This is a genomic window from Brachybacterium sp. AG952 (assembly GCF_004362645.1).
Lineage (GTDB): Bacteria > Actinomycetota > Actinomycetes > Actinomycetales > Dermabacteraceae > Brachybacterium > Brachybacterium conglomeratum.
In genome coordinates this window covers 17,534-31,311 of the sequence record NZ_SNXV01000001.1, presented here as the reverse complement: position 1 = coordinate 31,311, position 13,778 = coordinate 17,534, and the positions used below count along the sequence as shown (strand labels likewise).

The window sequence follows — 13,778 nt, the reverse complement described above, 5'->3', positions numbered from 1 at the left end:
GCGGCGAGGAGGCTCGTGGCTCCGTCGCGTCCCGCTCCGGCGCACCGACGCCCGTCGGCCCCGGGGATCCCGACCGCGAGGAGCAGGTGCTCTACGATCCGCCGGACCTGCCGGCGCCGGCGGATCCCTTCGAGCTCGCCCGCCGCACCGTCAACCGCTCCCGTGCCGCCGCCCGCGACCGTGGCCTCTTCCCGATCTCCGCGAAGACGCAGGCCAGGGACGTGCGCGACCGGTCCGGCCGGGCGCCGGGCTACTCCGGCTCGCGCCCGGACCCGCGGGACCCGCAGGGCATCGAGCTGGTGCTGAAGAAGGTGCTGGGGAACCTCGGCTGGAACGCCGGGATGAGCACCGGACGGGTGCTGGACGAGTGGGACGAGATCGTCGGCGAGCGGCTCGCGACGCACTGCCGCCCGGTCTCCTTCGAGGACGGGGTGCTGGTGGTCAGCGCCTCCTCCTCGGCGTGGGCTGCGCAGCTGCGGATGCTCACCCCGCAGCTGATCACCACCATCGAGGAGCACGTCGGCTCCCACGTCGTCTCGGAGCTGAAGGTCACCGGCCCCGCCGCCGCCGAGCGCAGCTGGAAGAAGGGCCGACGGACGGTGACCTGGCGCGGACCCCGGGATACGTATGGCTGATCGACGTGCTGCGAGGGACGAGTGGTAGGAGATCAGCGGGTGGGTGGAGCCTGATCGACGTGCTGCGAGGGACGAGTGGTAGGAGATCAGCGGGTGGGTGGAGCCTGATCGACCTGCCGGCGAGTGATCCGGCGTTCATCCGCCGTCATCCTCCCGGCCGACCCTGCTACGGTGTGCTCTCGACGAGCTGATGATGCTCGCGTGCACTGGGGTCGGTGAAATTCCGAGCCGGCGGTGACAGTCCGCGACCCGAGGGCCCATGGCCCGAGGCTGACCAGGTGGAACTCCTGGACCGACGGTGAGAGTCCGGATGGGAAGCGCACGCGGTCGACGTCGCCTGGCGTCCCTGCCGCCCCTCCGGGCCCGGCCGGCGCCCCCGGTGACGTCGTCCCCTTACTTCCTCTCCCTCCGGGACCGCGAGCAGCGGACGGAGGAGAGGCCATGGACCCCGGCACCACGCAGGACGCTGCGAGGATCACCCCTGCGGAGAACGCCGCGCTGCGCCGCGCGCTCGAGATCGCCGCGGACCCCGCCGTGCCGCTCGGCCCGAACCCCCGCGTCGGCTGCGTGCTCCTCGCCGCCGACGGGACGATCCTCGCCGAGGGCCATCACCGCGGGGCCGGCACCGCCCACGCCGAGGCCGACGCCCTCGCCCGTGCCCGGGAGCTGCCGGGAGCCCCCGCGGCCCTGCGCGGCGCGACGGCCGTGGTCACCCTCGAGCCCTGCGACCACACCGGTCGCACCGGCCCCTGCACCCAGGCGCTGCTCGAGGCCGGGATCGCCCGTGCCGTCGTCGCCCGGCGCGACCCGAACCCGCAGGCCGCAGGCGGCATCGACCGCCTGCGCGCGGCCGGGGTCGAGGTCGTCGGCGACGTCCCCGCCGAGCTCGCCGCCACCGCCGCGGCCCTGAACCGAGGCTGGGAGCACGGCCTCGCCCATGCCCGGCCCCTGGTCACGGTGAAGACCGCGCTCACCCTCGACGGACGCGCCGCCGCGGCCGACGGCACCAGCCAGTGGATCACCGGCCCCGCCGCCCGCGAGGAGGTGCACCGGCTGCGCACCACCTGCGACGCCGTCCTCGTCGGCACCGGCACCGCCCGCAGCGACCGCCCCACGCTCACGGCCCGACGGCCGGACGGGACCCTCCACCCCCGCCAGCCGCTGCGCGTCGTGATGGGCACCTCCGAGGCGCCGGACCTGCCCGCCGTCGACGGCGCCGGGGAGGCGCTGCACCTGCCCACCCGCGACCCGTCGGCCGCGCTCGCGACGCTCTTCGACCGCGGGATCCGGCACGTGCTGCTCGAGGGCGGGCCCACCCTCGCCGCCGCCTTCCTCCGCGCCGGGCTCGTCGACGAGCTGATCGTGCACCTCGCCCCCACCCTGCTCGGCGCCGGCCGCCCCGGCGTCGCCGACCTCGGGATCACCACCCTCGCCCAGCGGCTCGACCTCGAGCTCACGGACGTCGCCCCGCTGCCCACGCCGGGCGGCGCGAGGGACCTCCGCCTCACCCTCCACCCCCGCACTACCCCCGCCCCGGCCTGACCAGGAAGGACACCACCATGTTCACCGGAATCATCGAGGAGCTCGGCACCGTCGAGGCGCTCGACCTCGGCGCCGACCCCGCCGCCCTGCGGATCCGCTCCCCGCGCGTGCTCGAGGGCATCGCGCTCGGCGACTCGATCGCCGTGAACGGCTGCTGCCTCACCGTCACCGCCGTCGTCGGCGAGACGTGGAGCGCCGACGTCATCGCCACCACCCTCGCCGCGACCACGCTCGGCACGCTCCGCCCCGGCGACCGCGTGAACTTCGAGCGCTGCGTGCGGGCCGACGGCCGCCTGGACGGGCACATCGTGCAGGGCCACGTCGACGGCGTCGGCGAGATCCTCTCCCGCGACGAGCAGGCCGGCACCACCCTCCTGCGCCTGCGCCTGCCGGGCGGCCTCTCCCGCTACGTGGTGCCCAAGGGCTCCCTCGCCGTGGACGGGGTCAGCCTCACCGTCGCCGCGATCGATGGCGACGAGGTCACCATCGGCCTGATCCCCGAGACCCTCGAGCGCACCACGCTGGGCACCCGCGCCGTCGGCGAGGGCGTGGACCTCGAGGTCGACGTGCTCGCGAAGTACGTCGAGAAGCTCACCGCCGGTCTGCTGCCCGCGGGCGCCCCGGAGGCCGTGACCGGGTCGGAGCAGGGACGATGACCGGCCTGCGCCTGGATCCCGTGCCCGCCGCGATCGCGGAGATCGCCGCCGGCCGGCCCGTCGTGGTGGTGGACGACGAGGACCGCGAGAACGAGGGCGACCTGATCCTCGCCGCCGCGACCGCCACCCCCGAGCAGGTCGCCTTCGCGGTCCGGCACTCGAGCGGGCTGCTGTGCGCGCCGATGAGCGCCGAGCGGGCCGACGCCCTCGAGCTGCCGCTGATGGTCGCCGCCAACGCGGACCCCTTCCGCACCGCGTACACGATCACGGTCGATGCGGCGGAGGGGGTCACCACCGGCATCTCCGCAGCGGACCGGGCCCGCACCCTCACCGTCCTCGCCGATCCCGGCTCCGTCCCGACCGACCTGATCCGGCCCGGGCACGTGCTGCCGCTGCGGGCGAAGGCCGGCGGGGTGCTCGAGCGGCGCGGCCACACCGAGGCCGCTGTGGACCTCACACGGATGGCAGGTCTGCCCGCGGTCGGGATGATCGTCGAGCTCGTCCACGACGACGGCACCATGCAGCGCGGGCCTGCGCTGCGCGCCTTCGCCGACGAGCACGGCCTGGCGATGATCTCCATCGAGGACCTCGCCGCGCACCGGCGGGAGATCGGGGAGGCGGCGCCGCTCGCGTCGGCAGTGCCGTCGTCCGCACCGGCCGCCCCGGCGTCGGCCGCGTCGGCCGGGCCGGTCCCCGCCCTGCTCGAGTTCACCGAGGCGGTGCCGCTGCCCTCGGCCCACGGCGCCTTCCGCGCCCTCGCCGTGCGGGAGGGCACGGCGGAGCACCTGGTGCTCGTGGCCGGGGACGTCACCGGGGAGGAGCCCGTGCTCACGCGGGTCCACTCCGAGTGCGTGACCGGCGACGTGATCGGCTCGCTGCGCTGCGACTGCGGACCCCAGCTGCACGAGTCCCTCGCCCGGATCTCCGCCGCCGGCCGCGGCGTGCTGGTGCTGCTGCGCGGGCACGAGGGCCGCGGCATCGGCCTGGTCCAGAAGCTGCGGGCCTACGCCCTGCAGGACGCGGGCCGCGACACCGTCGAGGCGAACCTCGACCTCGGGCTGCCCGTGGACGAGCGCAGCTTCGCCGCGGTCCCGCGGATCCTCGAGCACCTCGGCGTCACCGCGATCGACCTGCTCACCCACAACCCCGAGAAGGCCGACGCCCTGCGCGCCGGCGGCACGCGCGTGCACCGGGTCCTCGACCTCGAGGCCCACCCCACCCCCGAGAACCTCGCGTATCTCACCACCAAGCGGGACCGGCTGGGCCACCACCTGACCGGGCTTCCCGCGCTCGATCCCACCACCACCCCTGTCACGACCCCCGGAGGAACCTCATGAGCGGCCACGGCGCCCCCACCCCCCAGATCACCGCCCGCCCCGACGCCCGCGTCGCGATCGTCGCCGCGTCCTGGCACGAGGAGGTGATGGACGGCCTGGTCGCCGGCGCCCTGCGCGCCTGCGCCGATGCCGGCATCGACCATCCCACCCTGGTGCGCGTGCCCGGCTCCTTCGAGCTGCCCGTGGTCGCGGACCGCCTCGCCCGCAGCCACGAGGCCGTGATCGCCCTCGGCGTCGTGATCCGCGGCGGCACCCCGCACTTCGACTACGTCTGCTCCGCGGCGACCGACGGGCTCAGCCGGGTATCCCTCGACCACGGCGTCCCCGTCGGCTTCGGGCTCCTGACCTGCGACACCGACGAGCAGGCACGGGATCGGGCCGGCCTTCCCGGCTCCGTGGAGGACAAGGGGCACGAGGCGGCCGCGGCGGCGCTCGCCACCGCCGAGGTGCTCGCGGGGCTCCCGGACGTCGCCCGCTGAGCCCCGTGCGGTACGCCCGAGAGCGGACATCCCAGGCGCGCCTGTGCCGCCTCCGGACCCCCTCGGGCGTACCCGCCCCCATCCGAGGCTCCCGGAGCGCGTTGAAGAGGCCGTCACGGAGCGTCTGGGACGCATCCAGCGTCGCGTCGTCCACAGGAACGGGGCGTCGAATAGGCCCAGCACCCGTTCTCCGATAGGATGACGGCGGTTCGGCCGACGTCGACCGGGGTCGAAGCAGCCCGGTCACCTCGATGCCGTCGGCCCGATCGCCGAGGCCTGCGGGTGCCGCTCGCGCGCGTGCGCGAGGAGCTCCTGCGGATCCCGCACGCGTCGGGCCGCAGGGACACCGCCGCACGGTGCCGCCGGACCACCCTCGGTCCGTCCGACCGAGGGACGACCGGACTGCGAGGAGCCACATCAGGTGAGCGACAGCGACCGCCCCATGCCCGACCAGGACCTGCCCGAGGGCACCTCGGACCCGTCACCGGGAGCGGACGGCGCAGCACCGGCCCCCGAGGCGACGTCGGCCCCGGCGCCGACCACCGCGGGGGAGAAGGCGGCCCGCGCGCCCGAGCACTACGAGGCCTCGGACATCACCGTCCTCGAGGGCCTCGAGGCGGTCCGCAAGCGCCCCGGCATGTACATCGGCTCCACCGGTGAGCGCGGCCTGCACCACATGGTCCAGGAGATCGTCGACAACTCCGTGGACGAGGCGATGGCCGGCCACGGCGACACCATCGAGGTCACCCTCCTCGCCGACGGCGGCGTGCGCGTCGTCGACCACGCCCGCGGCATCCCCGTGGACATGCACCCCACCGAGAACAAGCCCGCCGTCGAGCTGGTGCTCACCGTGCTGCACGCCGGCGGCAAGTTCGGCGGCGGCGGCTACGCCGTCTCCGGCGGCCTGCACGGCGTCGGCTCCTCCGTGGTCAACGCCCTCTCCATCCGCATGGAGGTCGAGATCCGCCGCCAGGGCCACGTCTGGCGGCAGGCCTACTCCCGCGGCGTCCCCGAGGCCCCGCTGGAGAAGGGCGAGGAGACCGACGAGACCGGCACCACCATCACCTTCTGGGCCGACGGCGAGATCTTCGACTCGACCGAGTACGACTTCGAGACGCTGCGCAAGCGGTTCCAGCAGATGGCCTTCCTCAACAAGGGCCTGCGCATCACGCTGACCGACGAGCGCGCCGACGAGGCCCCGGAGGACGAGGAGGTCGACGTCGAGCTCGAGGCCGAGAAGGCCGAGCAGGGCGAGACCTCCGGCGGCCCCCGCACGGTCTCCTACCTCTACGAGCGCGGCCTGCAGGACTTCGTCGAGTTCATCAACTCGGCCAAGCGCGCCGAGGTGATCCACCCCGACATCATCTCCTTCGAGTCCGAGGACACCGACGCGAAGATCTCCGTCGAGGTCGCGATGCAGTGGACCGGCGCCTACACCGACTCCGTCCACACCTACGCCAACACGATCAACACCCACGAGGGCGGCACCCACGAGGAGGGCTTCCGCTCCTCGCTCACCTCGATCGTGAACCGCTACGGCCGCGCCCAGGGCCTGCTGAAGGAGAAGGACGCCAACCTCACCGGCGAGGACATCCGCGAGGGCCTCACCGCGGTGATCTCCGTGAAGCTCGGCGAGCCGCAGTTCGAGGGCCAGACCAAGACCAAGCTCGGCAACACCATCGCCCGCACCTTCATGGTCAAGGTGATGACCGACCAGCTCACCGACTGGTTCGAGTCCCACCCGAACGAGGCCAAGGCGATCGTCATGAAGGGCCAGGCCGCGGCGATGGCCCGCGAGGCGGCCCGCAAGGCCCGCGACGCGACCCGTCGGAAGTCCCCGCTGGAGACCGGCGGCATGCCCGGCAAGCTGCGCGACTGCTCCTCCCGCAACCCCGCCGAGTCCGAGATCTTCATCGTCGAGGGCGACTCCGCCGGCGGCTCCGCCGTGCAGGGCCGCGACCCGCGCACCCAGGCGATCCTCCCCATCCGCGGAAAGATCCTGAACGTGGAGAAGGCGCGGCTGGACCGGGCGCTGGACAACCAGGAGGTCCGCTCGCTGATCACCGCCTTCGGCACCGGCATCGGCGAGGACTTCGACGCGACCAAGCTGCGGTACCACAAGATCATCCTGATGGCCGACGCGGACGTCGACGGCCAGCACATCTGCACCCTGCTGCTGACGCTGCTGTTCCGCTACATGCGCCCGCTGATCGAGCTGGGCCACGTGTTCATCGCGATGCCGCCGCTGTACCGCCTGAAGTGGTCCAACGCTCCGCACGAGTACGTCTTCAGCGACGAGGAGCGCGACGAGCGCCTCACCGCCGGCCAGTCCGCCGGGCGCCGCATGCCCAAGGACAACGGCATCCAGCGCTACAAGGGTCTGGGCGAGATGGACTGGAAGGAGCTGCAGTCCACCACCATGGACACCGCCACCCGGACCCTCAAGCAGGTCACGGTCGACGAGGCCGCCGACGCCGACACCATCTTCTCCGTCCTGATGGGCGACGACGTCGAGTCCCGGCGTCGCTTCATCCAGGAGAACGCCAAGGACGTCCGCTTCCTCGACATCTGAGCGGGGCCCCGGGGCGGCGCCGACCCCTCTCGCGCGCCCCCGGGACCCCCACGACCCACCGGCCCCACCCGAAAGGCCCTCCCCGCCATGAGCGACACCCCGAACGACCCCACCGGCCCCGAGGACGACCAGCCGTCGGCCGAGACCCCGACCCCCGCCGAGAGCGCCGGGATCGGCGGTCAGGAGATGCCCGACGGCTCCAGCGAGCTCTCGGCCGACGAGGCCGCCTCGCGCACCGTCACGCTCGTCGACCCCCTCGACGAGGACGAGGTCGACCGCATCACCCAGGTCGACCTCAACCAGGAGATGCAGCGCTCCTATCTCGACTACGCGATGAGCGTCATCGTCTCGCGCGCCCTCCCGGACGTGCGCGACGGCCTCAAGCCCGTCCACCGCCGCATCGTCTACGCCATGTACGACGGCGGCTACCGCCCCGACCGCTCCTTCTCCAAGTGCGCGAAGGTCGTCGGCGAGGTCATGGGCAACTACCACCCCCACGGCGACTCCGCGATCTACGACGCGATGGTCCGCCTGGTCCAGCCCTGGAACATGCGCTACCCGCTGATCCTGGGCCAGGGCAACTTCGGCTCCGCCGGCGACGACGGCGCGGCCGCCCCCCGGTACACCGAGTGCAAGATGGCGCCGCTGGCCCTCGAGCTGGTCCGCGACATCGAGCAGGACACCGTGGACATGCAGGGCAACTACGACAACACCGTCGACGAGCCCTCCGTCCTCCCCGCCCGCTTCCCGAACCTGCTGGTCAACGGCTCCGCCGGCATCGCCGTCGGCATGGCCACGAACATCCCGCCGCACAACCTGCGCGAGGTGGCCGACGCCGTCCAGTGGCTCCTGACGAACCACGAGGCGACCAAGCCCGAGCTGCTCGAAGCGTGCATGAGGTTCATCAAGGGCCCCGACTTCCCCTCCGGCGCCACGATCGTCGGCACCGACGGGATCGAGGACGCCTATCGCACCGGCCGCGGCTCCATCACCCAGCGCGCCGTGGTCTCCACCGAGGAGATCAACGGCCGCATGGCGCTCGTCGTCACCGAGCTGCCCTACCAGGTCAACCCCGACAACCTCGCCCGCAAGATCGCGGAGATGGTCAAGCTCGGCAAGATCCAGGGCATCGCCGACATCACCGACGAGACCTCCGGCCGCACCGGCCAGCGCCTGGTCATCACCCTCAAGCGCGACGCCGTGGCGAAGGTGGTGCTGAACAACCTCTACAAGCACACCCAGCTGCAGGAGAACTTCTCCGCGAACATGCTCGCCCTCTCCGGCGGCGTGCCCCGCACCCTCTCGATCGACTCCTTCGTGCGCGAGTGGACGAAGCACCAGATCGACGTCATCGTGCGCCGCACGAAGTTCCGCCTGAGGAAGGCCGAGGAGCAGATCCACATCTACCGCGGCTACCTCAAGGCGCTGGACGCGCTGGACGAGGTCATCGCGCTGATCCGCCGCTCCCCGGACGTCGACCAGGCCCGCACGGGCCTGATCGACCTCCTCGAGATCGACGAGATCCAGGCCAACGCCATCCTCGCGATGCAGCTGCGGCGCCTGGCCGCCCTGGAGCGCCAGAAGATCATCGAGGAGCACGACCGGCTCCAGGCCCTCATCGAGGAGTACACCGCGATCCTCGCCGATCCCGCCCGCCAGCGGCAGATCGTCTCCGAGGAGCTCGGCGAGCTGGTCGACAAGTACGGCGACGACCGTCGGACCCAGATCCTCCCCTTCCACGGCGACATGTCGATGGAGGACCTCATCCCCGAGGAGGACGTGGTCGTCACGATCACCCGCGGCGGCTACGTCAAGCGCACCCGCGAGGACCAGTACCGGGCCCAGAAGCGCGGCGGCAAGGGCGTGCGCGGCGCGTCCCTGCGCGAGGACGACGTGGTCGAGCACTTCTTCACCACGACCACCCACCGCTGGCTGCTGTTCTTCACCAACCAGGGCCGGGTCTACCGCGCCAAGGGCTACGAGCTGCCCGAGGCGCCGCGGGACGCGAAGGGCCAGCACGTCGCGAACCTGATGGCCTTCCAGCCCGACGAGCACATCGCCTCCGTCCTCGCGATCGACTCCTACGAGGACGCCGAGTACCTCGTGCTCGCCACCGAGTCGGGCCTGGTCAAGAAGACGGCGATGACCGCCTTCGACTCCAACCGCACCGGCGGCATCATCGCGATCAACCTGCGCGACATCGACGGCATCGACGGCACACGCCCCGACCGCGTGATCGCCGCCCGCGCGGTGAACGGCGACGACGAGCTGCTGCTCGTCTCCCGCAACGGCCAGAGCGTGCGCATGCCCGCCGCGGACGACGTGCTGCGCCCGACCGGCCGCGCCACCAGCGGCGTCACCGGCATGAAGTTCCGCCATGACGACCAGCTGCTGGCGATGGACGTGGTGCGCCCCGGCACCTTCGTGGTCACCGTGACCGACGGCGGCTTCGCCAAGCGCACCAGCGTCGACGAGTACCGCCTCCAGGGCCGCGGCGGCCTGGGCATCCGGGTCGCGAAGCTGCCCGACGACCGCGGCCACCTCGCCGGCGCCGCCGTCGTCGAGGAGACCGACGAGCTGCTGGTCGTGATGGAGCGTGGCCGCGTGGTCCGCTCGAAGGTCTCCGAGGTGCCGCCGAAGGGCCGCACCACCATGGGCGTCACCTTCGCCAAGCCCGACAAGGGCGACCGGATCCTGCTGGTCACCACCGGGCCGGAGAGCGAGCTCGACGAGGACGAGGCCGAGAAGCCGGTCCTCGAGGACGCCGGCGACGGCGGTGCGGAGTCCGCGGACAGCGCGGTGAGCCCCGCCTCGCCCGACGAGGCCGGAGGCGAGGAGGATGTGGAGATCTCCGACACCGCCGCCTCCGCGACCGAGGGCGGGCCGGGCGATGCTCTAGGCTCTGACGAGTCCGAGACCTCGCCCGACGATGCAGACCAGAACGAGGAGTGACCCGTGAGCACCAGTGACTCCAGGACCGGCACCGGGAAGACCGACGCCGCCGAGTCCACCTCGAAGCTCCCGGCCTTCGACAGCGCCTCCTCGCCGTCGGAGCAGGGACTCGGCTCCGGCAAGGGCTCCGCGGCCCGCGGCGCGAGCCGCAGCCCGAAGAAGTCGGCACCGGCCGGCGGGGCGGAGAAGGAGCGCCGCGGCCCGCGCCGGGTGCGCCTGACCCTGGCCCGCCTGGACCCGTTCTCGGTGATGAAGCTGTCCTTCCTCGTCGCGATCGCCGTCGGCATCGCGACCGTGATCGCGGTCGTGCTGCTGTGGAACCTCGTCGAGGCGATCGGCCTGTGGGGCAAGGTCGACCAGCTGGGGCGCGACCTGAACGGCGGCAACCCGCTGCCCTTCATGGAGTTCTTCAGCTTCTCGAAGATGACCAGCTACGGCACCATCGTCGCGGTGGTGAACGTCGTGATCATCACCGCGCTCGGCACCCTGGGCGCCTTCCTCTACAACCTCGTCGCCGCGCTGCTGGGCGGGCTGAAGATGACCTTCACCGACGAGTGAAACCCGGGGCGGGCGGGGACGGCTCACGTGCTGCCCGCGCGCCGGGCACGGACCCGTCCGCCCGCCGGGGACCGATGACCCCACCGACGCCGCCGCGCCTCCCCGAGGCCGGCGGCGTCGTCGTGTCCGGGACGATTCCGCCGGCGACGTGGCGTCGGCGTGCGCCTGGACCCGCCCCGGCTCCGCCGCACACCCTCGGCGGGCCCACGTCGTCGTCCCTCCCCGTGTCCCGTCTCGCCGGCCGGCGAGACGTGGCTTTGTGGCGGAATGGGCCCTCATTCCGACACAAAGCCACGTCTCGGGTCGGCGCGGCCCCTTGCGAGCAACTTCTGCGGCCCCAGGACCGAAGCGGGGCCGACATGAGTCGTCAGGGGCGCAGAACCTCTCCGTCAGCCCGGGGTCAGGGCTGCTGGAGCTCGGTGACGTCGGCGACCTGGGCGTCGAGGCGGGCGAGGGTCTCCTCGGCGGGGACGGTCGCGGCGACGCCGTGCGCGCCGGCGCCCATCGAGATGCGTCGCTCGGGATCCCCGGCCAGGGACGCGTCGGCCACCACCGGCCAGGCCGTGGTCGCGCCGAAGGGCGTGATCGTGCCGCGCTCGTAGCCGGTGACCTCCTTCGCGACCTCCTTGTCCGGCATCGACAGGCGGTTCACGCCCAGCAGCGCGCGCAGCTTCGGCCAGGAGATCTCCCGGTCGCCGGGCACCAGCACGAAGAGGTAGTCGCCCTCGCCGCGTCGCACCACGAGGGTCTTGACGATGTCGCGGGGCTCGACGCCGCGGGCCGCGGCGGCCTCCGCGAGGGAGCCGACCCTCCCGTGTCGAGTGATTTCGTGGGGCAGACCCAGGGCCGCCAGGGCATCGGTCGCACGCTGCTCGCTCATGGAGCCAGCGTAGGCCCCGACCCCGGGCGCGCAGTCACCGGGAGCGCAGTCACCGGGAGCGCAGCTCCATCCAGTCGTCGGGGCCCTCGAGCGGCGTCCAGCCCGCCCGCTCGTACAGCGGTCTGCCCGCCTCGGACGCCTTCAGCACGATCCGCTTCAGCCCCATCGTGTCCAGGTCCTCGAGGATGCGGTCGACCAGGGCGGCGCCCAGTCGTCGTCCCCGGTGCGCGGGATCCACGATCACGTCGGCGAGCCAGGCGAAGGTGACGCCGTCGGTGACGACCCGGGCGTAGGCGACCTGCTCACCGCGGCCGCTCTCCTCACGGGATCGTGCGTAGAGGCCGTAGTTCCGGGAACCGGCGACGATCGCCCGCTGCGCCTCGAGGGTCCGACCCTCGGCCCAGGGAGTGTGCTCTGCCAGCAGACGGTGCACGCGGCCGGTGTCGATCCGTGCGGTGTCGGCGGAGAACTCGTAGCCGTCGGGGAGCGGGGAGGGGCGCGTCATGTCTGTCATTGTGGATCCGGACGTCGCGCGCCGGTGGCGTGGTCCGTGTCCCGTCGCTGCCGAGGGCCGTGTCCCGTCGGGCCCGAGGGCGGTGTCCTGACGGCCACGAGGGCGGGCGGGGTCGTCGGCGCGCGGTCGGGTGCCGGCGGCGGACGTGAGCGCGGTCGCGCAGACCTGGGGGGGCTCGCGGGCGCCGCGCTACGGTCGAGGGATGTCCCTCGCGCCTCCCGATTCCCTGCCGAGCACCGTCGCCCCCGAGGAGTACCCGTGGCTCGGGCCGTCGGCGACCTCGGCGCTGCTGCTGGCCGACGGGGTGGTGGACCTCGAGCCCGGCGCGGACGGGGGCGCCGACGACGCCGGCTCGCACCAGGACTCCGCTGTCCCCGCGCAGCCGGCGGAGGACCAGGTCACCCCGCTCGTGGACCGCGCCGCGATCGAGCAGGTACTCGCCGCCGCAGGCGCCGCGCCGCTGGCCGAGCGGACCCTCGTCCTCGCCGTCGGCTCCAACCAGACCCCCTGGACCATCGCCCGGAAGTACCGCCGTTCGGGGCGCGACATCGACGTGACCACGCCCTTCGTGCGCTGCACCGTGCACGGCCTCGCCGTCGGCCATGTCCCGAGCAGCGCCGCGCCCGGATACCTGCCCGCCGCTCCGTACCGCGCCGACGGGGAGCGGATGGAGCTGGTCGCGACCTGGTTCGACGAGGAGCAGCTGGCCGTCGTCGACCGGACTGAGCCGAACTACGACCGTCTGCGGCTGGAGGCCGCGGACGTCCCGCTCGCGCTCGCGACGGGCGAGCGGCCGGCGCACGTGGACGTCTACGCCTCACGGTGGGGCGTGCTGGCCCGCGACGGGGTGCCGATCCCGCTGCGGCACCGGCAGCAGGAGCTGTTCGACGAGCTCCACGCCCTCACCGGCGACGAGCGGCTCATCGGCGCGGCGGCGGAGATCTGCGCCCGTCTCGCTGCGGACCCCGAGGTGGTGCGGGGCCTCGCCCGCGAGCACGGCCTCGTTGCCGGCGACGGGCTGCCGCGGCCCTGAGCTTCGGCGGACCGCCCCTCGGCGCCCCGACGATCAGGAAGCGTGGAGCCGGCCACGATACTGTGACCTCGCGAACAACCGCCCCGGTCGGTTGGACGAGGCGACCAGGCTCGGGGTAACGTTGTGCGTCGGCGGAGATCCCCGGGAACTTTTCGGAGATCACCCAGCACGGGCCTATAGCTCAGTCGGTTAGAGCGCTGTCCTGATAAGACAGAGGTCGCTGGTTCAAGTCCAGCTAGGCCCACTTCGAGGATCGGAGGAACTCATGAAGAAGTTCATCGCGACCACCGCTGTCGTGCTCACCACGGCCGTCGCGGGGATCCTCACCTGGCGGAAGGTCGAGTCCGACCGGATCCGCAACGATCTGTGGAACGAGGCGGAGCGCGTCTCCGTCGAGCAGGACATGGCGGCGCGGAAGCAGACGCAGCACTCCTGATCCGCACCGGTGCCGCAGCGAGTACGATCGGCACCACCCACGGGGACTTAGCTCAGTTGGTAGAGCGGTAGCTTTGCAAGCTTCAGGTCAGGGGTTCGACCCCCCTAGTCTCCACCAGGCAGGACAGACGAAGGCCCCTCCCCCGGGAGGGGCCTTCTGCGTGTCCGGCCGTGTCCGCACCGCC

At 72.7% G+C, this 13,778-nt stretch carries 12 protein-coding genes, 2 tRNA genes and 1 riboswitch; of the genes, 12 read left to right on the top strand and 2 right to left on the bottom strand.

Annotation, left to right across the window (positions count from 1 at the left end):
* Window positions 1–86: 86 nt before the first annotated feature.
* The 8 genes from DEU31_RS00160 to DEU31_RS00125 all read left to right on the top strand — a co-directional run bounded on the left by DEU31_RS00160 (window position 87) and on the right by DEU31_RS00125 (window position 10,731).
* The gene (locus tag DEU31_RS00160; RefSeq protein WP_234695663.1) at window positions 87–635 is read left to right on the top strand and encodes a DciA family protein; all 549 of its coding nucleotides are present in this window, start codon (window positions 87–89) and stop codon (window positions 633–635) included.
* Window positions 636–832: 197 nt separating this feature from the next.
* Window positions 833–962, top strand: a riboswitch (FMN riboswitch).
* A gap of 114 nt (window positions 963–1,076) precedes the next feature.
* Window positions 1,077–2,177, top strand: a complete 1,101-nt coding sequence (ribD, locus tag DEU31_RS00155; RefSeq protein ID WP_133674926.1) for a bifunctional diaminohydroxyphosphoribosylaminopyrimidine deaminase/5-amino-6-(5-phosphoribosylamino)uracil reductase RibD — start codon at window positions 1,077–1,079, stop codon at window positions 2,175–2,177.
* A 17-nt stretch (window positions 2,178–2,194) separates the two neighbouring features.
* A complete protein-coding gene (locus tag DEU31_RS00150; RefSeq protein WP_133674924.1) occupies window positions 2,195–2,833 on the top strand; it encodes a riboflavin synthase in 639 nt (212 codons plus the stop codon).
* Entirely contained in the window at window positions 2,830–4,170 is a 1,341-nt protein-coding gene (gene ribB / locus DEU31_RS00145; RefSeq protein ID WP_010552013.1) for a 3,4-dihydroxy-2-butanone-4-phosphate synthase, read from the top strand. The genes DEU31_RS00150 and ribB overlap by 4 nt, the downstream gene beginning before the upstream one ends.
* Window positions 4,167–4,649, top strand: a complete 483-nt coding sequence (gene ribH, locus DEU31_RS00140) for a 6,7-dimethyl-8-ribityllumazine synthase (protein ID WP_010552012.1) — start codon at window positions 4,167–4,169, stop codon at window positions 4,647–4,649. The genes ribB and ribH overlap by 4 nt, the downstream gene beginning before the upstream one ends.
* Before the next feature lie 442 nt (window positions 4,650–5,091).
* Window positions 5,092–7,221, top strand: a complete 2,130-nt coding sequence (gene gyrB, locus DEU31_RS00135; RefSeq protein WP_166649396.1) for a DNA topoisomerase (ATP-hydrolyzing) subunit B — start codon at window positions 5,092–5,094, stop codon at window positions 7,219–7,221.
* A 186-nt stretch (window positions 7,222–7,407) separates the two neighbouring features.
* Window positions 7,408–10,173, top strand: coding sequence for a DNA gyrase subunit A (gene gyrA / locus DEU31_RS00130; protein ID WP_166649395.1), 2,766 nt, complete (start codon window positions 7,408–7,410; stop codon window positions 10,171–10,173).
* 3 nt (window positions 10,174–10,176) lie between these two features.
* Window positions 10,177–10,731 (top strand): DUF3566 domain-containing protein, encoded by a 555-nt coding sequence (locus DEU31_RS00125; protein ID WP_010552009.1) that lies wholly within the window; start codon window positions 10,177–10,179, stop codon window positions 10,729–10,731.
* Window positions 10,732–11,131: 400 nt separating this feature from the next.
* On the opposite strand, the gene DEU31_RS00120 is transcribed toward DEU31_RS00125, so the two are convergent.
* Entirely contained in the window at window positions 11,132–11,611 is a 480-nt protein-coding gene (locus DEU31_RS00120) for a YbaK/EbsC family protein (RefSeq protein ID WP_133674920.1), read from the bottom strand.
* A 49-nt stretch (window positions 11,612–11,660) separates the two neighbouring features.
* Window positions 11,661–12,116: a GNAT family N-acetyltransferase gene (locus DEU31_RS00115; RefSeq protein WP_133674919.1), complete on the bottom strand. Its 456-nt coding sequence runs from the start codon at window positions 12,114–12,116 to the stop codon at window positions 11,661–11,663.
* A gap of 211 nt (window positions 12,117–12,327) precedes the next feature.
* Between DEU31_RS00115 and DEU31_RS00110 the strand changes: the two genes are divergently transcribed.
* The 4 genes from DEU31_RS00110 to DEU31_RS00095 all read left to right on the top strand — a co-directional run bounded on the left by DEU31_RS00110 (window position 12,328) and on the right by DEU31_RS00095 (window position 13,711).
* The gene (locus DEU31_RS00110; protein WP_133674917.1) at window positions 12,328–13,158 is read left to right on the top strand and encodes a hypothetical protein; all 831 of its coding nucleotides are present in this window, start codon (window positions 12,328–12,330) and stop codon (window positions 13,156–13,158) included.
* Between the two features lie 170 nt (window positions 13,159–13,328).
* Window positions 13,329–13,402: transfer RNA gene (locus tag DEU31_RS00105), tRNA-Ile, on the top strand.
* Window positions 13,403–13,423: 21 nt separating this feature from the next.
* Complete coding sequence (locus DEU31_RS00100) at window positions 13,424–13,594, top strand: DLW-39 family protein (protein WP_133674915.1); 171 nt, start codon at window positions 13,424–13,426, stop codon at window positions 13,592–13,594.
* Window positions 13,595–13,635: 41 nt separating this feature from the next.
* Window positions 13,636–13,711, top strand: a tRNA-Ala gene (locus tag DEU31_RS00095).
* Window positions 13,712–13,778: the final 67 nt, after the last annotated feature.

Coding starts and splice junctions, on each gene's coding strand:
- ribD (WP_133674926.1), top strand. CDS start 1,077: ATGGACCCCGGCACCACGCAGGACGCTGCGAGGATCACCCCTGCGGAG.
- DEU31_RS00150 (WP_133674924.1), top strand. CDS start 2,195: ATGTTCACCGGAATCATCGAGGAGCTCGGCACCGTCGAGGCGCTCGAC.
- ribB (WP_010552013.1), top strand. CDS start 2,830: ATGACCGGCCTGCGCCTGGATCCCGTGCCCGCCGCGATCGCGGAGATC.
- ribH (WP_010552012.1), top strand. CDS start 4,167: ATGAGCGGCCACGGCGCCCCCACCCCCCAGATCACCGCCCGCCCCGAC.
- gyrB (WP_166649396.1), top strand. CDS start 5,092: ATGCCCGACCAGGACCTGCCCGAGGGCACCTCGGACCCGTCACCGGGA.
- gyrA (WP_166649395.1), top strand. CDS start 7,408: ATGCCCGACGGCTCCAGCGAGCTCTCGGCCGACGAGGCCGCCTCGCGC.
- DEU31_RS00120 (WP_133674920.1), bottom strand. CDS start 11,611: ATGAGCGAGCAGCGTGCGACCGATGCCCTGGCGGCCCTGGGTCTGCCC.
- DEU31_RS00115 (WP_133674919.1), bottom strand. CDS start 12,116: ATGACGCGCCCCTCCCCGCTCCCCGACGGCTACGAGTTCTCCGCCGAC.
- DEU31_RS00110 (WP_133674917.1), top strand. CDS start 12,328: ATGTCCCTCGCGCCTCCCGATTCCCTGCCGAGCACCGTCGCCCCCGAG.
- DEU31_RS00100 (WP_133674915.1), top strand. CDS start 13,424: ATGAAGAAGTTCATCGCGACCACCGCTGTCGTGCTCACCACGGCCGTC.